This is a genomic window from Clostridium sp., assembly GCF_050717515.1.
Classification (GTDB): Bacteria; Bacillota; Clostridia; order Clostridiales; family Clostridiaceae; genus Clostridium_AD.
On record NZ_JBOITL010000022.1, the window covers coordinates 23,252 to 42,972 of the forward strand.

General features: G+C 30.2%; 20 protein-coding genes. 5 read left to right on the forward strand and 15 right to left on the reverse strand.

The window, feature by feature from the left end:
* Nucleotides 1–210 precede the first annotated feature (210 nt).
* Together ACREV6_RS07155 and ACREV6_RS07160 are read left to right on the forward strand one after the other, a co-directional pair.
* Entirely contained in the window at nucleotides 211–1,287 is a 1,077-nt protein-coding gene (locus tag ACREV6_RS07155) for a YkvI family membrane protein (RefSeq protein WP_431577487.1), read from the forward strand.
* A 150-nt stretch (nucleotides 1,288–1,437) separates the two neighbouring features.
* Entirely contained in the window at nucleotides 1,438–2,370 is a 933-nt protein-coding gene (locus tag ACREV6_RS07160; RefSeq protein WP_431577323.1) for a radical SAM protein, read from the forward strand.
* A 79-nt stretch (nucleotides 2,371–2,449) separates the two neighbouring features.
* Here the strand turns inward: ACREV6_RS07160 and ACREV6_RS07165 are convergent, their stop codons facing one another.
* The 6 genes from ACREV6_RS07165 to murI all read right to left on the reverse strand — a co-directional run bounded on the left by ACREV6_RS07165 (nucleotide 2,450) and on the right by murI (nucleotide 7,808).
* Nucleotides 2,450–4,249 (reverse strand): heme NO-binding domain-containing protein, encoded by a 1,800-nt coding sequence (locus tag ACREV6_RS07165; RefSeq protein ID WP_431577324.1) that lies wholly within the window; start codon nucleotides 4,247–4,249, stop codon nucleotides 2,450–2,452.
* A 187-nt stretch (nucleotides 4,250–4,436) separates the two neighbouring features.
* Nucleotides 4,437–5,102 (reverse strand): S24 family peptidase, encoded by a 666-nt coding sequence (locus ACREV6_RS07170; protein WP_431577325.1) that lies wholly within the window; start codon nucleotides 5,100–5,102, stop codon nucleotides 4,437–4,439.
* Nucleotides 5,103–5,269: 167 nt separating this feature from the next.
* Nucleotides 5,270–5,644 (reverse strand): DUF3783 domain-containing protein, encoded by a 375-nt coding sequence (locus ACREV6_RS07175; RefSeq protein ID WP_431577326.1) that lies wholly within the window; start codon nucleotides 5,642–5,644, stop codon nucleotides 5,270–5,272.
* A gap of 60 nt (nucleotides 5,645–5,704) precedes the next feature.
* Complete coding sequence (locus ACREV6_RS07180; protein WP_431577327.1) at nucleotides 5,705–6,220, reverse strand: peptidylprolyl isomerase; 516 nt, start codon at nucleotides 6,218–6,220, stop codon at nucleotides 5,705–5,707.
* Between the two features lie 145 nt (nucleotides 6,221–6,365).
* Nucleotides 6,366–6,806, reverse strand: coding sequence for a hypothetical protein (locus ACREV6_RS07185; RefSeq protein ID WP_431577328.1), 441 nt, complete (start codon nucleotides 6,804–6,806; stop codon nucleotides 6,366–6,368).
* Between the two features lie 192 nt (nucleotides 6,807–6,998).
* Nucleotides 6,999–7,808 carry a glutamate racemase gene (gene murI / locus ACREV6_RS07190; protein ID WP_431577329.1) on the reverse strand — a complete coding sequence of 270 codons (810 nt, stop codon included), beginning with the start codon at nucleotides 7,806–7,808 and terminating at the stop codon, nucleotides 6,999–7,001.
* A 164-nt stretch (nucleotides 7,809–7,972) separates the two neighbouring features.
* Between murI and ACREV6_RS07195 the strand changes: the two genes are divergently transcribed.
* Nucleotides 7,973–8,269: a hypothetical protein gene (locus ACREV6_RS07195; protein WP_431577330.1), complete on the forward strand. Its 297-nt coding sequence runs from the start codon at nucleotides 7,973–7,975 to the stop codon at nucleotides 8,267–8,269.
* 69 nt (nucleotides 8,270–8,338) lie between these two features.
* Here ACREV6_RS07195 and ACREV6_RS07200 read toward each other — a convergent pair whose 3' ends face one another.
* From ACREV6_RS07200 to ACREV6_RS07235, 8 genes are all read right to left on the reverse strand, one after another.
* Entirely contained in the window at nucleotides 8,339–9,712 is a 1,374-nt protein-coding gene (locus ACREV6_RS07200) for an MATE family efflux transporter (RefSeq protein ID WP_431577331.1), read from the reverse strand.
* A 180-nt stretch (nucleotides 9,713–9,892) separates the two neighbouring features.
* Nucleotides 9,893–10,429 carry a TDE2712 family protein gene (locus ACREV6_RS07205; protein ID WP_431577332.1) on the reverse strand — a complete coding sequence of 179 codons (537 nt, stop codon included), beginning with the start codon at nucleotides 10,427–10,429 and terminating at the stop codon, nucleotides 9,893–9,895.
* Nucleotides 10,430–10,543: 114 nt separating this feature from the next.
* Nucleotides 10,544–10,825 carry a DUF503 domain-containing protein gene (locus ACREV6_RS07210; RefSeq protein WP_226173731.1) on the reverse strand — a complete coding sequence of 94 codons (282 nt, stop codon included), beginning with the start codon at nucleotides 10,823–10,825 and terminating at the stop codon, nucleotides 10,544–10,546.
* Nucleotides 10,826–10,904: 79 nt separating this feature from the next.
* Nucleotides 10,905–12,350, reverse strand: coding sequence for a HAMP domain-containing sensor histidine kinase (locus tag ACREV6_RS07215; RefSeq protein ID WP_431577333.1), 1,446 nt, complete (start codon nucleotides 12,348–12,350; stop codon nucleotides 10,905–10,907).
* Nucleotides 12,343–13,038, reverse strand: a complete 696-nt coding sequence (locus ACREV6_RS07220) for a response regulator transcription factor (protein WP_431577334.1) — start codon at nucleotides 13,036–13,038, stop codon at nucleotides 12,343–12,345. The genes ACREV6_RS07215 and ACREV6_RS07220 overlap by 8 nt, the downstream gene beginning before the upstream one ends.
* Nucleotides 13,039–13,294: 256 nt before the next feature.
* A complete protein-coding gene (locus ACREV6_RS07225) occupies nucleotides 13,295–14,620 on the reverse strand; it encodes a pyrimidine-nucleoside phosphorylase (protein ID WP_431577335.1) in 1,326 nt (441 codons plus the stop codon).
* 48 nt (nucleotides 14,621–14,668) lie between these two features.
* Nucleotides 14,669–15,337 (reverse strand): deoxyribose-phosphate aldolase, encoded by a 669-nt coding sequence (gene deoC / locus ACREV6_RS07230; RefSeq protein ID WP_431577336.1) that lies wholly within the window; start codon nucleotides 15,335–15,337, stop codon nucleotides 14,669–14,671.
* A gap of 41 nt (nucleotides 15,338–15,378) precedes the next feature.
* Entirely contained in the window at nucleotides 15,379–16,401 is a 1,023-nt protein-coding gene (locus ACREV6_RS07235; RefSeq protein ID WP_431577337.1) for a LacI family DNA-binding transcriptional regulator, read from the reverse strand.
* 317 nt (nucleotides 16,402–16,718) lie between these two features.
* On the opposite strand from ACREV6_RS07235, the gene ACREV6_RS07240 reads away from it, so the two are divergent.
* Nucleotides 16,719–17,255, forward strand: a complete 537-nt coding sequence (locus tag ACREV6_RS07240) for a TetR/AcrR family transcriptional regulator (RefSeq protein ID WP_431577338.1) — start codon at nucleotides 16,719–16,721, stop codon at nucleotides 17,253–17,255.
* 138 nt (nucleotides 17,256–17,393) lie between these two features.
* Complete coding sequence (locus ACREV6_RS07245) at nucleotides 17,394–17,771, forward strand: HsmA family protein (RefSeq protein ID WP_431577339.1); 378 nt, start codon at nucleotides 17,394–17,396, stop codon at nucleotides 17,769–17,771.
* An 82-nt stretch (nucleotides 17,772–17,853) separates the two neighbouring features.
* Here the strand turns inward: ACREV6_RS07245 and ACREV6_RS07250 are convergent, their stop codons facing one another.
* Nucleotides 17,854–19,719, reverse strand: a complete 1,866-nt coding sequence (locus tag ACREV6_RS07250) for a hypothetical protein (protein ID WP_431577340.1) — start codon at nucleotides 19,717–19,719, stop codon at nucleotides 17,854–17,856.
* Nucleotides 19,720–19,721 lie beyond the last annotated feature (2 nt).

Genomic DNA, 19,721 nt, shown 5'->3' on the forward strand with positions numbered 1-19,721 from the left:
TAATTCAACTTTGCTTCAATGATAGATCATATAATTGCTCTTATTTTTTAACTTTACAAAGTTAAATTCATTATGCTAATTATAGTTTCCCACTAAATAAAATTTTAATTTATAAAATCATTATTTTTTATTAATTAATATACATATATTTATAAAGACAAGCATCTTTCTTGTATATAATTCACAATTTAATAATTTTATGGAGGAGATATTTTGAAAAAAAACATCCGTTCAATATTTCAAACTACAGCTGTGTTTATAGGCACAATAGTTGGTGCTGGACTTGCTTCCGGCCAAGAGATAACTCAATTTTTTAGTACTTATGGATATATAAGCTTTTGGGGAATTCTCATATGCGGTTTAATCTATATCTTAATTAGTTCAATTATAATTTCTATAAGTATAAAACATAAATTAAGTTCCTATACTGAACTTATAACTCTTGTAAGCCCAGGTTTTTTTGGTGTAATTACAGATATTTTTACCAGTTTCTTTTTAATTAGCGGTGCTGCCATAATTTTAGCTGGAAGCGGTGCACTTGTTCATCAGTATTTTGGTATCTCAAAATGGGTAGGAATTTTACTTATGTCTATAATTTCTTTATACACACTGCTTAAGGATACCAAAGGCCTAATAACTATAAATTCATTTATAGTGCCTGTTCTTACCACAATTATTATAACTATATTCGTTTTATATTTAGTGTTCTACAAAGATATGGTAAGTGCTTCCTATATAAAACAAATTCCTTCTTATAAAATTAATATGATCCCTGCTCAATGGTTTTTTTCAACCTTACTCTATGCTGGTTTTAATATGCTATGCTGTAGTGGGGTACTAGTCCCACTAAGTCAGGAAATGAAACATAAACGTATTCTTATTCCCGGAGTTATTATAGGCGCTTTAGGTTTAACCATATTATGCTATTTGATAAATATAATGCTTTTATTAAATATACCTCAAATTTTCAAATACGATATTCCACTACTATATATAACAAACCGTTTTGGTGTATTAATGCAAATACTTCTACTTTGCGTAATTTGGTTTGAGATGTTTTCCACTGAAGTTTCTGATATTTATAGTGTAGGCAAAACTCTAGAGAAAAAGTTTAATATCTCTTATAAAAAAGCTGTATTTTTAATACTTATCGTAGCTTTACCTATTTCTCAAATTGGCTTTAAAAATTTGATTAAGGTCCTTTATCCCGGTTTTGGTGCAATAAGTCTTATTTTCTTAATTCAATGTATTATATTTTATATGAAAACCACTAAAAAACAGAATTGACATTATATATATCCAATTGTACAATTCTTATATATTCTAAGATGCATGAAACTGAATAACAAATGAAAGATGCTCACTATGCTTAATACGCTGATTTGCTATTTATTTAAATGCACCTATAAATTAAACTTATAGTGCAAGGAGATTAAAATGATTAATAAATGTACAGAAGAATTAAATAATTCCAGTTTTTTAAGTCTGCTAGAAAAATGCACTTTATGTCCTAGAAAATGCTCTGTTAATAGATTAGATGGAGAATTAGGCTTTTGTAACGCTTCTGAGGATGTTAAAATAGCTAAAGTTAGCTTACATCAATGGGAAGAACCCTGTATTTCTGGTACATTTGGTTCTGGAACTGTATTTTTTTCCAATTGCAATCTAAAATGTGTATTCTGTCAGAATCATACCATAAGTCAGGAATGTACTGGTAAAACAGTATCAATAGATAACCTTAGTGAAATCTTTTTAGAGCAACAAATGCTGGGTGCCCACAATATAAATTTAGTTACGCCAACCCACTATGTGCCACAGATAATAGAAGCACTAAAAATTGCTAAAGCAAGGGGTCTTAACATTCCAATTCTCTATAATTCAAATGCATATGAAAGTATAGATACAATTAAAGCCTTAAGTGGTTTTATTGATGTTTATTTACCAGACTTAAAATATTATAAAGATAAATATGCACTTAAATATTCAAATGCTCCTAATTATTTTAACACAGCTAGCCAGATTATCACTGAAATGATTTCCCAAGTAGGCGAAGTTAAATTTGATGATGCAGGACTAATTCAAAAGGGAGTAATAATTAGACACCTAATGCTACCAGGCTTATTATTTGATTCTAAAAAAGTAATAGATTTTATATATTCTACCTTTAATGATTCAGTGTATATCAGCTTAATGAATCAATATATCCCTATGCATAAGGCGAATAAATATCCTGAAATAAACAAGCCCTTAAACCCTAATCATTATGATACTCTAATTGACTACTGCATAAACCTAGGTATAACTAAATGCTTCATTCAAGAAAGTGGAACTGCATCTATTGACTTTGTACCTGACTTTGATTTAAGTTAAGTATTAATTTTCTTGAAAATAATGATTTTTTATAAGCAAAAGGTGTCCATGATTTTAATCATGAACACCTTTATAAAAACTATATTTTATATCTTTTCAATTCATCTTTAAAAGAGCTTGTTATCTTCTTAAATTCAAATATACTGTCAATAAGCTTCTTTATTTCATTTGTATAACTTCCAACGCTTGCACTTACCTCTTCTGAAGATGCAGAATTTTCTTCTGCAATTGCAGCTAGAGACTCTATTGTTTCATATATACTTGCAATAGATTTTGCTTCTCTGTCTAAGTCATTTATAGTATTTATCATTGATGTTGAAACTGTTCTAACAGACATTGTAGCTTCATAACTTATATCTCTTACGTCTTCTAGCCCCTTAGTTTCATTTTGGAGGATATCATACTGGTCACCAATTTTATCAACAAGTATATTTATATCCTTAGCAAATTGTACTAAATTGCTATTAATTTCTTCTACAGCACTCTTAGACTGTTCTGCCAGTTTTCTAACCTCATCTGCAACCACAGCAAAACCCCTACCTTGTTCACCTGCACGGGCTGCTTCTATAGATGCATTTAGGGCAAGTAGATTTGTTTGCTCCGCTATTTGAGAAACAATTGATACTATATTGGTAATGTCACGAGCCTTTGTTTCTAGTCTAATACCATTATCCTTAACCTCTTGAAATTTCTCTAATGTTCCAAGTATATTTTTGCTCGTACTATCAACACTTTCATAGCTATTATTTATCTTTACAATAGCTTTTTCTAGTTCATCCTTATTGTCATTTTCATTTTTAACAATATCCTTCAGTGATCTAATATTGTCATTTAAAATTAAGACAGCATTTTCAGTATTCTCTGCTTGACTTACAGAACAGCTAGCCATTTGATCAACCACTCCTGATATGTCTTCAGAGGTATTATTCATAGTATGTGAGATTTTATTTATATTTTCAGCGAAAGTATCCATCTCATCAGTTACACCTTTAAACTCAACAAAATCTGTTCTAAACCCTTTTTTATACTCTTTAAGTTTTTTATATAGCTCTTCATATTCATCTCCAGTAACTATATCTCCATCTTCAACGTAATTATTGCTATTAATTTGGTCTATAGTTTGTGAAATTAGTTTTGCAGGTCTTCCCATTATAAAAGAGGCAAGGCTTGAAGTAGTTCCAGAAATTACAGCAAGGACTAATGCCTTTACCATATTATCTAATCCCACTATTGGCATAGCTACTAGTAAAGATATAATAAAAGTAAATGCCCCTACCTTTCCGGGTATATTCTTAATAAAGCCTAAAGATAACATTTTATTAATTTTATATGTTTTCTTATAATAAATATCCTTTTCAAAGGTAAGCTTTAAACTTAAACTATCTGATGTTTTTTCTAATTGTTCAATTTCGATTTTCTCATTAAAGTACTCACAAGTTCCATCTAAAAGACCTAGAAAATAATCAAACATTCCTCTTTTAGAATTATAAGTAAAGATAGCCTGGCGACTTGAAATAGGTGTTATACCTACTAATGGTGGTTTCGCTCCAGCAAATTTTTTCGTCATTACCACATGTATATCAAATAGCGATTTTAAAAATGAATATACATTTTCAGTATCAAAAAACGCAGGAAAGTCTCTATGAAAAGCTATTAAATTGTCTTTTCCTATGATTCCCCACAATTTATCAATGGGTATGTTTTGTTTTTTCGATATATTACCAATTACATTCTTAACTTGTCCATCATCTACATTCTCCACTGGTGAAAATATTTTACTGGAATTCCACCCCACAGATTCCATAGCACTATCAACTACACTCTCACCATAAAGTTTTCTACAAGTTTTCATCCAAGTCGCTACTACTGTTCCTTTCATAATGTTAATCCCCCTATTTTGTCTATTGTTAATTTTCTGTTATATAAATTATTAAGTAAGTCTTCTCTTTAATATGCCACTAAGTTCTTCTCCTTAATACACATTATAACCTAATACAAACACTTTGTTAATAATATTTGTCGTTAATTCATGAATTTCATTTTATTTTCTCATGAATTACTGTTAACTATACCTTAAACTCTACTCTATCTAACCTTGCAATTACTTTAATATCTGTATGTTTAACGGTGTCCGTTCTTATAGAGCTTCTATTGCTTAGAAGCAATATTTTATTAGCCTCCAGTTTTTTTATTTGTCTTAATACTCTTTCTCCATTATAATCAACTAGTGAAATAGAGTTATTTTCTATTTCATGTGTCAAATGAGCAAAAGCAATATCTCCCTTGCAAATTCTAAACCCACTCATATCGTCATTCTCTATTTCTAAAAACAATACTTTATCTTGAGCATAGCCGTCTACTTTATTAGATATTATAGGCATTTGTTTTATACCTATAGCTTTTGCTAAATCATATTTATAAATGGCAACATCTTTTAAAACTGAGTTAAATGCATCGTTCCACACCTCTTGTACTTTTTCCGTACTCGGTCTTTCAAATTTAGGTTTTCTTTCCTCCACATAGGCATCAGCTTGAAAGGATACAGAAGTATCTTCAATTTCTTCTCCTAAAATCTTAGATATTTTTTCTAGAAATTTTTCATTTATAACTTTTTTGCCCAATTCTACTTCATTAATAAAACTTTCAGATACTCCAATTTTCTTACCTAATTGCTTTTGAGTTATTGCTTTTGCCTCTCTCACTTGTTTAATCTTATCTCCTACCCTGCTCATAATTCTCCGCCTTTCCAATTGAATAATTATTTTTAAAACATTTCTAAATATTCCAGTTATGTGGAAGTATACACCATTTTAAGTCCATATAAAAGCCTTTATTACATTTTAGCACAAAATATAAATCTTCTACATATAGCAGAAGATTTATATTTCCATGTATCCTATTACCTTTCCCTGTAAGCTTCTCTTTCTTCCATCAAGTGCTGCAAAAGATACCTAAGGGTCCATTTTATAGATCTTGGTGTTACAGCGGCTAGTATAGTCTGAGGGTTTTTAACTTCTTTTATGCTATCAATTAGATCATATAGCTGCTTATCTTGATAGTTGTGAAATAAAAGTAATTGTTCATGGGGTAATTCAATATTACTTTCCTTAGCTTCTATGTTACATAATATTTCTTTAATTGTTAGTTCACCCATGTTTTTCTCAATTACTTTGCAAGGTAATATACCTTGTTTTGATAGTACACTATTAAGTTTTTCTTTTTCCATGTCAGTTAATCCATATGCAAGGATAAGTCTTTCATTAATAATCTCCACACTATCTTCCCCCCTGTATACAATTTGTTATTTTTTTAGAATTAGACGTCTATAATTTTATTACATTTTTTGTGGTTCACTGTACGTAGCGTCAAATGTTTCAACGCTCATACTTTTGATTTTTTGCTCTTGCTTTGGTTTATCTCTAAAATCTCTTTCTACCTTAGCTATTTCTAAAGCATGTTCCATACCCTCAATCACTTTACCAAAACCTGCATAACTTCCATCTAAATGAGGAGAATTAGCTACCATAAGAAAAAACTGGCTTCCTGCTGAATCTGAATCATTAGATCTAGCCATTGATAAAACACCAGTTGAATGTTTTAAATCATTTTTAAATTTATTAGAAGAAAACTCTCCTTTTATTGAATATCCTGGTCCGCCAACTCCTGTTCCTTCAGGGCATCCACCTTGAATCATAAAACCTGGAATTACTCTATGAAAACTGATTCCGTTGTAAAATCCCTTGTTAATAAGACTAATAAAATTATTTACTGTGTTGGGTGCAACCTCTGGGTATAATTCTGCCTTTATGATATTGCCATTTTCCATATTAATTGTTACTATTGGATTCATATATTTATCTCTCCTTTTATTATGTATTCATTATAAATTATATCACATTTTATATTATTTACTATTTTTTATAATTTAAGCACCTAAAAAAATTACTCGCAAATCATCCTAATAATTTTTTTTAGGCGCTTTAACCAATAATGCTCTAAATAACTTGTTGCCCCAGGCTTATTTTCAAAAACATCTTTTCTTGAGGTTCCTCGAGTTTTATATGAATATTTCCTCCTGGAAGTATTATTAGAAAATGTTCCTCTAGCATATCTATCTCTCGATTTTTATCAATATTAACTATATCTATTTCTAAATTACCAGAAGCTTCTGCTCTATCATATTCATAGCCAACATTTAAACTACCGAATCTAGTTATATCTTCTAACTGTTTATCCTCACTTGCAATGATTAAATGTGCAATATTTTTATTTTCTTCAGATTTACATACTAGATGATTTATAACACATAAACAATTACTTTGCACTGGATTATTAATTATTATACAATTGATTTTTTTTCTTTCTTCAATCTTCATATTAAATATATCATGACCTATGTGATGTTCATTGTTTTTTTCTAATTTGAATACTCTCATTTCTTCATCACCTTATTTCTGATGTTATTTCATATAAGGCAAAAACAAACAAATAACAAGTCGGTATACTAGTATAAATTGACTTGTTATTTATTTTCATGTGCCATAATTTAGTGTATTCACCTAGTAGTGATGTTGCTATACTTAATTTAGTTTTAGACTATTTTTACATGTATCCACATTAAAATGTATTTATGATTTTAATAATTTATAACTTAAATCTATCATGCTACTATTTATATCAGAACCGCTACTTGTGGCTGAACTGGTATTTATCGCAGAATTATATATAGTTACACTCCCCTTTGTTTTCTTTTCATTTAACATATTATTAAGAATAAGCTGCCTTTTTAGTTGATTTACCGTGCCTATGCTTCCATCAATTATAATTGTTTTTTCTCCAACTATTTTACTTAATTCCTTTTTTATAAATGGATAATGAGTGCATCCAAGTACTATAGATGCAATGTCTATTCCTACGAACTCTTTTAACTTATCCCTTAAATAACTTTGGATTTGATCTCCTTCTATAATTCCATTTTCTATTAGCTCAACAAGACCTGCACAAGGAAGAGATATCATATTCACTTCTTTTTTATATTGCTCCATTAAATTACTAAACTTCTTTTCAGAAAGTGTCATTGGAGTAGCCATAATAATTATACTTTTACCCATACTTATTTCTACAGCAGGCTTTAGTGCAGGCTCTATACCAATTATAGGTATGTCCTTATATTTCCCTCGAAGATCATCTATAGCTGCACTAGTGGCAGTATTACAAGCAATTACTATTACTTTTACCCCTTTGTCCAAAAGAAAATCTACTGCATTAAAGGTTAATTTTTTAACTTCATTTACATCCTTAGTTCCATAAGGCGCATTTGATGAATCTCCGAAATACACAAAATCTTCATTTGGAAGTATTTTTAAGGATTCCTTTAACACGCTTATCCCACCAACCCCTGAGTCAAAAAAACCTATTGGTCTTTCTTTATTATTCACATTATCACCACCATATTAAGATTATAAATTGTACATTTAATTTATAAAACAGAAGCTATATATTACCCTAACCAAATTTTTAAGTCACATATATACATCCCATTAAATAATATATTATTAAGTCTATCCATTTAGTTAAATAATAACATAAAGGAGAGAATATTATGCATTCGTCACCTAAAATAAACAAAATAAAAGATTCAATTAGCAATAGTTTTGATATTATCTCAAACAAGTCTGAAAATCTTATTGAAATATCTAAACTTAAATATAAAATTCATTCGCAGGAAAATAGTATGGAGGATCTCTACAAAGATATGGGAAAAGAATTATACACAATTTTTAAAAATAACAAACACATTGACGATTCCCTAATAGATTATTGTAATACCTTAAAGAAAATAGAAACCCGTATAAAAACCCTTGAAAAGGAACTCCATAAAATTGATAATAAAAAATAGTAACTTTCTATAATAGAAAAAATAGCAACAATCATACGTTACTATTTTTTCTATTTTTTTGAATGTGTCCTATATAACTACTTCATTATCCTCACCATGCAATTTATTTAAATGCTTAATTTCTACAAATAAGAATATTGCTGTTAAAATTGATGCTAATGCATCGGAGATAGGCCCTGACATCCATACACCCTTTAATTCAAAGAACCTTGGCAGTATAAGTAATAATGGTATAAGAATTATTACTTGCCTACTTAAGCCTAAAAATATGGATATTTTAGCTTTACCTATAGCTTGAAAATAGTTAGAACTAACTATTTGAAATCCTATTATAGGCAACATAAGCAGGTAAATTCTAATACCATGAATACCTGTTGCTATTAGCTCCGGATCATTATTAAATATGCTTATAAGTTGTTTCGGAAATAACTGTATGATTATAAATCCACTTGTCGTAATGATTGTAGCTGATAATATAGCCAGTTTTAAAGCCTGCTTTACACGATTATACTTTTTCGCTCCATAGTTATAGCCAATAATTGGTTGCGATCCTTGGTTTATTCCAAAAATCGGCATTAGCACCATCATTACTATACTCATAATGACTCCCATAGCCCCTAACGCTGAATCACCACCATATTTAACCAAACTTCTATTAGAAATAATAGTTACTACACTTGCCGCTATTTGCATGGAAAATGGAGACATACCTATAGCAAAAATGCCCATTACAACCTTAAAATCTAGTTTCAAATTTTTCAAACGTATTTTTAATACACTACTGCCACCAAAGAAATAGTATAATACCCATATAGTATTTGCAGTTTGAGAAATAACAGTTGCTATAGCTGCTCCTCTAGTTCCCATATGAAAAACAAAAATAAAAATAGGGTCTAAAATTGTATTTAATATTCCACCAATTAACATGGTAAACATAGCCACTCGTGGATTTCCTTCAGATCGTATAGTATTATTCAATCCAAAACCTATGTTTTGGAAAATTACACCGATAAGTATTACTGTTATGTACTCCTTGGCATAAGGTAAGGTCTCACTACTAGCTCCAAATTTTAGTAACATGGGTTCTAAAAATATAAGCCCTAAAGCAGTTACTATAAGTGAGGTTATAATAATGAGGGTAAAGGCATTTCCTAAAATATGTTCCGCCTCTTCTTTTTTTTGTTGCCCAAGCTTTATAGATATAAGTGCAGCAGTTCCAATTCCTACTAGCATTCCAAAAGCCATAATTATAGTAGAAATGGGAAACGTAACTGTCACTCCTGTTAGGGCAAGTTTTCCTACGCCTCCCCCTATATGTCCTATAAATATTCTATCTACAACATTATATAGTGCATTAACTAGCATGCCTACGATGGCTGGAATAGAAAACTTCATAAGTAGCTTGCCTATATTTTCTTCCCCTAATTGTTTTGATTTATCCAACTAATCTCCTCCTTGTATATTTAACTCTATAAGTTTATCACAAAAACCATGATTAATACAAAAAAAGCCTATATTATTACAAATACATTAGTCATAATATAGGCTTTTAAACCTACTAAAGAATATAAATTATGAAACAAAAAATACCAACATTACGTTAACTCCTATATTGGTTATCATTTATTTATTTATTAATTCCTTTAACTTTTCTTCTATGTATTCATTAAGTTCAATTTCTCCGATATATGTTTTGCCCTCTACAAAATCAGGCCTTACTCTAAAGAAATTAATCACTAATTTATTTTCTGTAATTATATACTCATCTGAATGCAATGGTGAAAATATAACCTCTAATTCATCATATTTATTAGCACCTGCAAGTTGCGCCAGGTTTCCTACTAGATTATCTAAGTTAAGTTTCTTTACTGGAGACGCCATAGCATTTGTATATTCGAAATCCTCCATCATCCACATGTTATTGTTCCAAAATTTTAGCTCCTTTTTATTTCCAGAAAAAGGCTCCCTATTCTTTATTGCACTTAAAGCTCTTCTTACTGATTCCCCATTAAATTCCTCATCATAGGCACAGGTTAAACCTGGCATCTCAGCTACATCGTAGAAAAATTTTTCTGCTACATTTTCTTTTTCACTTGCAGCCATCCAAAAATAAAGCATGGCCTCTACTGCTTCTAAATTCACTTTAATTCTTTGTAACATTTCATTTCTCCCTTCAATATCAGACTTCTAGTAAATAAATTATTTGTTTTATTAAAACTACTCATATATAATATTTCTACACTTAAGTCTAAAACCCTTTGGATAAGATAAAATTTATAAAATTTCCATCTCTACTTTTTCCACAATAGCTTCTGTATTGTCTTCTATAAAGTCCAACACATTTTGTATCATACTACTGGCATGTCTTGAATCATTACTAACACAGGCAATCCCAATTACAATAGATTGATGTAAATCTTGATTTTCAACCTCAGCTATAGAAACATTATACTTGTTTTTCACTTTGGCTATGGTGCTTTTTAGTATCATTCTTTTTTCCTTTAAGGAATGAACCCAATTTGCATATAAATATATTTTACCTGTACCTATAATCATAATCTTGTTCCTTTCTATTTATTGTAGCACTAATTTTACTCTCTATACTTAATTATGCCCCAAAAGTATTTTCTTCTTCCTACAATTTGATTATAAATTTGCAACCTTTATCTATGTCCTGCACTAAACATATATTTCCACCGTGCTTTTCAATTATGGACTTTGATATTGCAAGCCCAAGCCCTGTACCACCATTCTTGGAATTTCTTGTAGCATCTACTCTAACAAAAGGATCAAAAATATTCCTGGCAAATTCTTTAGGTATTCCTATTCCGTCATCTTCAATAATAATTACGGCCTTTCCGTCAGCCATTAAAAATTTGATACTAATAGTAACGCCTGGATTATTATATTTAATACTATTTAGTATAATATTACTTAAGGCTCTATCTAAGTTTTTTCTGTCAAATAAAAACTCTACTTCATCTTCTGCAATATCAAATTGATATTGCACACCCTTTTGCTCCATCACGGGGACATAGCCTGCAATAAGTTCTCTTAAAAATTCACCTATATCATGCCTGGCCATATCTAATTTATATTCCGTACTTTCAACACGTGAAAACTCAAAAAGATCTTGAATTAAGTCATTTGCTCGTCTACTATTATTGTTAATAACTTTTAATAACTTGTTTTTATCTTCTTGTAAAATATCATTATTTTCTAGTAAAAATTCTGAATACCCCAATATACTAGTTAACGGATTTTTTAAATCATGCGATATGTTAAGAATCATTCTTTTCCTGTTATTCTCTGCTTTTTTCTTTAATAATTTTTCTTGTTGTATTTTTTCTGCCATTAGATTAAAAGCATCCTTTAATTGTCCTATTTCATTTAAAGAATTAATTTCAACCCTCGCTGAATATTCGCCATCTTTCAGTGTATTAACTCCTTCTAAAAGTTTTTTTAGGGGTTTAACAAAAATCCTTGATGTAAGCTTAGAATAAAGCACCATTGTAGATATTAAAAATATAACTATAATAAAAGGAAATATTCTTAAAAAAGTTAGGCCACTCTTTTTATGTTTATTCGCGCCTTCTAGTTGTTCTTTATGTTCAAGTCCCCAGGTATAGGTATCAAAAATACTGTTAGGCATAGCTGTAATTAAAATAAAGTCTTCCTTCTCCCCATGTTTACTAGTATAAAAATAGCCATCCTTTAAATTATTAGTAATCATCTCTTGATAATATTGCGGTGAGTATTTAAATCCTGCTTTATGATTGCTTCCATTTTCCATAACAATGACTAGGTTTTTATCAAGCACTTCAACATAGCCCTTATACTTTATAAAATTTGAAACATTAATATCCTTATAATTTTCCTTTATAATATATAAGGCTTTAGTATTATCTTTCGCTGTTCCCACATAATTAATAGAAAAATAAAACAATAAAGCTCCCATGGTTAGAAGAAATATTCCAATTAAAATAATCAAAAATAGGATATAATTTTTAAATAGTTGAGTCTCCATTTTTTTGCTTTTAAAGTATGTGGCTACTTTTTTTATTTTTTTTCTATTAATCATGGTGTTGCTCCATTTTATACCCTATGCCTCTTATAGTTTTTAAATATTTAGGATTCTTAGGATCATCTTCAATTTTCTCTCTAATATGGCTTATATGCACCATAATAGTATTCGAATCTCCATAATATGGGCTTTCCCAAACTATTTCATATAGTTGCTTTTTAGTGTATACCTTTCCCGGATTCTCTAAAATAAACCCAAGTAGCCTATACTCCTTTGGATTTAAAGCTAGCTCTATATTGTTTTTATATATGCTACAACTTTCCTTGTCCAACCTTATCTCACCAATTATTATTACAGTTTTATGAGTTTTATTAGAATATTTATAATACCGCCTCAGTTGAGCTTGAACCCGTGCAATTATTTCAATAGGACTAAAAGGTTTTATAACATAATCATCTGCACCTAGTCCAAGACCCAGGATTTTATCCGACTCTTCTTCTCTTGCTGTTATAAAAATTACAGGCATTTCGCTAGTTTCTCTAATCTTTTTTAAAACCTTAAATCCATCAATTTTCGGAATCATAACGTCAAGTAGTGCAATATCTATATCTATATCTTTATTTTGAAATATATCTAAGGCTTGTACTCCATCTTCTGCTGTGAAAATCTTATATCCTTCTTTTGATAAATGAATCTCTAGCAATTCTCTTATATCCTGCTCATCTTCTACAATTAGAATATTCATTATCTACGCCTCCCCCTAAGTCCTATATACATTGTAACTCGAAAGTGCCGGGAAAGTATATATTATTACAACTTCATTTCGCATCGCTGAGAAATTCTTAACTAATTTTACTGAAAGATGCTAAAAAGTGCAAACTCGCTAGCGCTCAAACATGCACTTTTCTTGTCCGGCTAAAGATTGGAATATACTAAAAGAATATAAAATAAAAAAATAGAAGGTATACAACCTTCTATTCACTGCTTTCTAGAACATTTAATTAATATCTTGTTATGCCATCTTTTGTAACAATGCCTTTAATTAATGGTTTAGCTATTATTTTTTCTTGTACAATTTCATATGCATCAATTATCATTTTTGTAGATATTTTTTGTTTTTGCGCATCATTAGCATAAATAGTTGCAATAGCCTCGCCTTTCTTTACAAAATCGCCGATTTTCTTATGAAGAACAATACCTACTGCTAAATCTATTATACTTTCTTTAGTTTCACGGCCAGCGCCTAAAACTAGTGCCGCTCTTCCTATATCATCAGCCTTTATTGCTTTTACATAACCTTCAACCTTTGATGTAACTTCCTCTACAATAACTGGCACTGGGAATAATGATGGATCATCTACATAAGCTGGATTTCCACCTTGTGCTACTACAAGTTCTCTTAATTTTTGAAGACCTTTTCCAGATTTTATAATGTCTTTAAGTATTTTTCTTGCTTCCTGTGCATCCTTTGCTTTTTTCCCTAGTACAAGCATATGTGCTCCTAATGTTAAACAAAGTTCTGTAAGATCTTCTGGGCCTTCACCTTTTAATGTATCTATAGCTTCTTTTACTTCTAATGCATTACCAACTGCAAATCCTAATGGTTGGTCCATATCAGTTATTACACCAATGGTGTTTCTGGAAACACTATTCCCTATATCAACCATTTCTCTTGCAAGTTCAAACGCATCATCTTCATTTTTCATAAATGCACCACTACCTGTTTTTATATCAAGTACTATAGCATCTGCACCTGAGGCTATTTTTTTACTCATTATGCTCCCTGCAATTAAAGACATATTATCAACAGTTGCAGTAACATCACGAAGTGCATATAGCTTTTTGTCTGCTGGTGCTAAATCAGCAGTTTGACCGCCTATTGCAATTTTAACTTCATTTACATTTTGCATAAACTTTTCAATGGACATAGCTACTGAGAAGCCCTCAAAAGCTTCTAGCTTATCAATAGTTCCACCAGTATGTCCAAGTCCTCTTCCTGACATTTTAGCAACTGGTACGCCAGCGGCTGCAACAATAGGCCCAAGTATTAGTGTAGTTGTATCACCTACACCACCAGTACTATGTTTATCAACTTTTACACCCTCAATAGCTGATAAATCAATAGTCTCACCACTATTAACCATTGCCATTGTTAAATCAGCTGTTTCCCTCTTATTCATCTTTTGAAAGTATATAGCCATAAGCAGTGCTGAAACTTGATAATCTGGAATAGTCCCATCTGTATATCCACCTACAAAAAAATTAATTTCTTCTGTAGTAAGTTCGTCGCCATTTCTTTTTTTCATTATTAAATCGTACATTCTCATGGTATTCAACTCCTAATTATTTATTTTATTTTTCGCATGTATTCAAATTTAATAATTAGAATTTGAATCCTTAGTTCCCTCAACTATTGCTATAGAACTACTAGCCCCTATTCTACTAGCACCAGCTTCAATAACAGCTTTTGCATCTTCAGTTGTTCTTACTGCTCCAGAAGCCTTAACTCCCATGTCAGGTCCAACAGTTTGTCTCATTAATTTTATATCATGAACTGTTGCTCCACCTGTTGAGAATCCTGTTGAAGTTTTTACAAAATTAGCACTAACTTCTTTAGCTATTTCACATACCTTAACTTTTTCCGCGTCAGTTAAAAGACAAGTTTCTATTATTACCTTTACTATTGCCAGGCCACTCGCAACTTCAACAACCGCTTTGATGTCTTCTTTTACTACATCATATTTATTTGATTTTATAGCTCCAATATTAACTACCATATCTATTTCATCTGCACCATTTTCAATTGCTTGTTTAGCTTCAAATGCTTTTACTTCCTTAGTAGTAGCTCCCAATGGGAATCCAACAACGATACAAGTTTTTACGTTACTTCCTTTTAACTCACTACTTACTAGTGGTGCGTAATATGCATTAGCGCACACTGAAGCAAATCCGTATTTTTTAGCCTCATCACAAACTTTTATAATATCTTCCTCACTTGCTTGTGGTTTTAATAGTGTATGGTCTATATATTGTTCTATTTTCATACTAATCTTCTCCTTTATATTTTATAAATTTATTTTACTGTCTATTTTTCTATATGTTTTTCCGATCCTTTTAAAATAAGCTCTGGCAAAATGGTTTGTCTTTTTATCGACCTGGGCTCTTTGCTATTCAGATTTTCTAATAACATTTTCATACCAATTCTACCAAGTTCGGTGGAGGGGCCATTTATAAAACTAATATTCATACCTATTATATTTAAAACATCAACCTTATCAAACCCTATAATAGCCATATCGCGCGGTATATCTATCTTTTCTTCATAAAAAGCTTTCATACATCCTAAAATAGTGGTATTACTACTTACAAAAACAGCAGTAGGCCTCTTATTCATTTTCAATATTTCTTTTGTAATTTTATATGCAGTCTGGTGCGTATAATCACCATAAAAGATATATTCATTATCTATAGGGATATTATTAGCTTCTAATGCTTTTTCATATCCTAGCAATCTCTCTTTTGCTGGTCTAGACTTCATGTCCCCTGTAATTATAGCTATTTTTCTATGACCTGCTTCTATTAAAGCAAGGGTTCCATCATAAGCGCCCTTTATGTGATCTATAAAAACCCCACTAAATTCCAGATATTCAACATGACCATCTATTAAAATTATTGGGATTCCTAGGTTCTTAAGCACATTTAAGTTTTCACTATTGTCTGAATTCCTGTAGAAGGTTGGCGTTATAATGAGGCCTTGAATCCTTTGCTCTTTAAGAACATTAATAGCCTTTAATTCTTTATCTTTATCCTCATCAGTATTACAAAGAATTATATTTAAGTTATTCTCATCAGCAATTTCAGTAATACCTTTAATTATCTCACCAAAAAATAGATTGTTTATATCGGGAATTATAACTCCAATGGTATTAGTTTTACTTGTAGACAAGCTTCTAGCTATAGCACTTGGCGTATAATTCAGCTCTTTTATCGCCTTTAGAACTTTTTCTCTTGTTTCATCCTTTACATAACCTGAACTATTTAGAACTCTTGATACTGTTGCATGGGATACACCAACCCTTACCGCAATATCACTTATTGTCACTGTCATTTTAATCCTCCTCACATTAGAGAAAACGCTTACAGGACTCTGAATAAATATAAAGCCTAGTTTATAATCCAGTATACAAGTATTACATCATACCCTGAGTATGCTATATTAACTACTTAATTTTCTGAAATATGTTACCGCTTTCATAATTAGTATACTGCAAGGTTATGTAAATTTCAATAGGATTTTTTATGAATTTTACAATTAGGTGGCTGAAAATAAATAACAAGTCAAATATGCTAATATATTTTTTTATATACTTGAATTATTAAAATAATACTGATATAATGAACACAGTTCATAAAAGAGGTGACAATATGCCCAAAGTTATCGAAAATTTAAGAGAAACTATACTCTTAGAAGCTAAAAACATTCTATTAAATCATAATTTTAAAGATTTAAGCATAAGAGAAATTGCTAAAAGTTGCAACATTGGCACAGGGACTTTTTATAATTATTTTTCCACTAAAGAAGAACTTGTAGTAGAAATCTTTAGAGAAGATTGGAAAAAAGTATCTAATCTAGTAGAGGATCTAAAGCTTACGAATGAGCCTTGCAAAGAAAAAATCAGAAAAATATATGTATCTATTGGAATGTTTGTAAATAGTTACATACCAATTTTTTATGAAATGGCTATGCTTAGTGGAAATGATTATAGATGTAGAGAATCTAATAGATATGATGTTCTATACACTAAAATAAGTGAATTGTTAGATATTGAAAAATCTAAGGGTAATGTACGCTCCGCTCTTTCTTCTTATAAACTTGCAGAACTTATTGTTTCTAACTTAATGTATCTTAACAAAAATAAATTTATAAGCTTTGATGAACTATATGATAATTTAAAAATTTAATAGTAAATATTTATCTTATATTAGAAAGTAATATAAGATATTCTTTTAAATCTATATGAACATAGTTCATAATGTGTAATTCAATTAAAAAAATCTTATTTTCAAATTCTAAATATATAAAAAAATGGAGGATGTAATATGTTAATTTATGCAATTATTTTTATAACCTTAGCTCTTGTATTTTATACAATTGGTGTTTGGAGTGAAAAACTTCAAGGAACGCTTAAACCATGGCATTTGGGTTTATTCCTAATTGGTCTCGTCTGTGATACAACCGGTACATTACTTATGGAGAGTATAGCAAGTAATTCAGCTGGAGTAGTATCAGGCTTTAATACACATGGAATTACTGGTGTTATTGCTATAGCTCTAATGCTCATTCATGCTATATGGGCCGCAGTGGTTCTTACTCGGAAAAATGAAGATATGATATCAAAATTTCATAAATTCAGTATAATAGTTTGGATTATTTGGTTGATTCCTTTTATCTCTGGAGCTATGTCTCACATGGGCTAATAAAAAATTTAGGCCCATGAAAATAAATAAAATAGACAAAAGACAGGGTGTAAATTTCACCCTGTCTTTTGTCTATTTTATTTTACTTGTTTTTTTCTTTATCAAACTCAGAAAGTTTATGGTGCTTCCATTGAATACTTACTTTGCTATAATTTATTTTACTTATAGTAGTATTTTCCCAGATACTATTTACTTTAGCTTTGTTGTTTGATGTCATATTAGAAACAGGTAGAGTTATACTTTCAGTATAAATATCTTTTCCTGTTTTTATGATATATTCATACTGGTTTTTTAGACTTTCTAGATCATATATCTTGGTTTCATCTTCTTTTACAAATTTTTTAATAGCATTCAAATCATATTCTTTTTCAATATAATACAATTGTGACCCATTATATTCACCTGATTGAATCTTGATATTTGCGAGTCCCATGCGAATTTCGTCATCCTTTAAATAGATCTCAACTCTATTTTTAATAGTATCACTTATTTCCTTTGTATCGAGTCCTGAATACATATCTACACGCACATTACTAGTGGGTTCAAGTGCACTAATATACTCATTGTTACTGATATCCCCTCTATAGTTTGGATCAGCGTACATATAGTTAGTTCCAGCATAGCTATCATTAAAATCATATCCATTTCTAGAAGTATTAAAACTTTTTGTTACCTTTGTTCCAAAATCATACTTTTTCATTTTTACTTCTTTTGAATCTTTTAAATTTATTAAAGACTTAGCTGTAATAATTTCACCTAAATATTCACTTATACACTTTTTATCTAAGCTAAATGAATTTATCATATTTTCAAAAGCATTTTTCTTTTTTGCATCATTATATTGTTCTTCCTTCATTGTAGCAGTGACTAAGTATTTATATCCATTTCCTACAACGTACAATTGATGTACAATATACTGATTTTTAGTAACTGTTTTATAGCGAATTACTACATGATGAAGATTAATATTTGCCTGTGTTTTTGTTTCATTTCTCAGTATTTCATAAACCTCACTATTATACTTATCTTTTAGTACTTGTATTTCTTCTGCTGCCCATTTTGAAGCAGTTTCATCTTTTGCTGCTGAACTTATCAAGCTAACAGCTACCCCTTCCGGTACTTTAAATTCCTTTTCATCATTTTTCACTTTCTTTTCTACCTGTTCTAGCTCCTCATCACTATATACTGGAGTGAATTTTTGAGTACGTGCATTAGGTACTCCTTCCACTCTCCAGTAAGGACTCATTATCATTTTCCAGCCATAGCTTGTATTTTTATATTCTCTAGTAGTACTAACTGAGTCTGATAATTCCTTAATTAATGTATTTTTTTCATCAAAAGAAAGTTTAAAAGAAGCTGTCAATTTATCAAACATTTCTTGATGCCCTCTATAAAATTCTCCTTTCATAGTTATTGTTAAATTGTATATATAATTATTTTTTATATAAATTCTATTTTCAACATATTCTCCTAATTCTTGCGCTGCCTCGTCCACTAAAAGATAATCTATAAATGGATTAGATTTAATTATACGAATATATTGTTCTCCTGAATTATCTTTAGCTATATTTATAACCAATTCTTTTTCCTGTTCAACTCTAAATAAATCCCTTGTTGTAGCATTTTGCATTTTATATAGTAACTCTTCCAATGATAGCTCATCCTTGTTTTTTTCCACTTGTAATTGAACCCCAGCCTTATAACTAGCTGTTGCCATATTGAAAGCATTTGCACCCTCTGACTTAAAAACAATCCCATCGTCAGGTAGGTGCATAGACCATTTATATATGCGACTTCCTACTCCAGTTTTATTTTGATCTGCTTTGTTAGAAAACACTTGATATAAATCAATTTTCCCATCATCTACTTTAGCTTGAACTGCTTGCGCATTTAGCCCAATCGATAAACAAAGAGTAAGCACAATTGCCGTAGCCTTATTCTTATTCATAA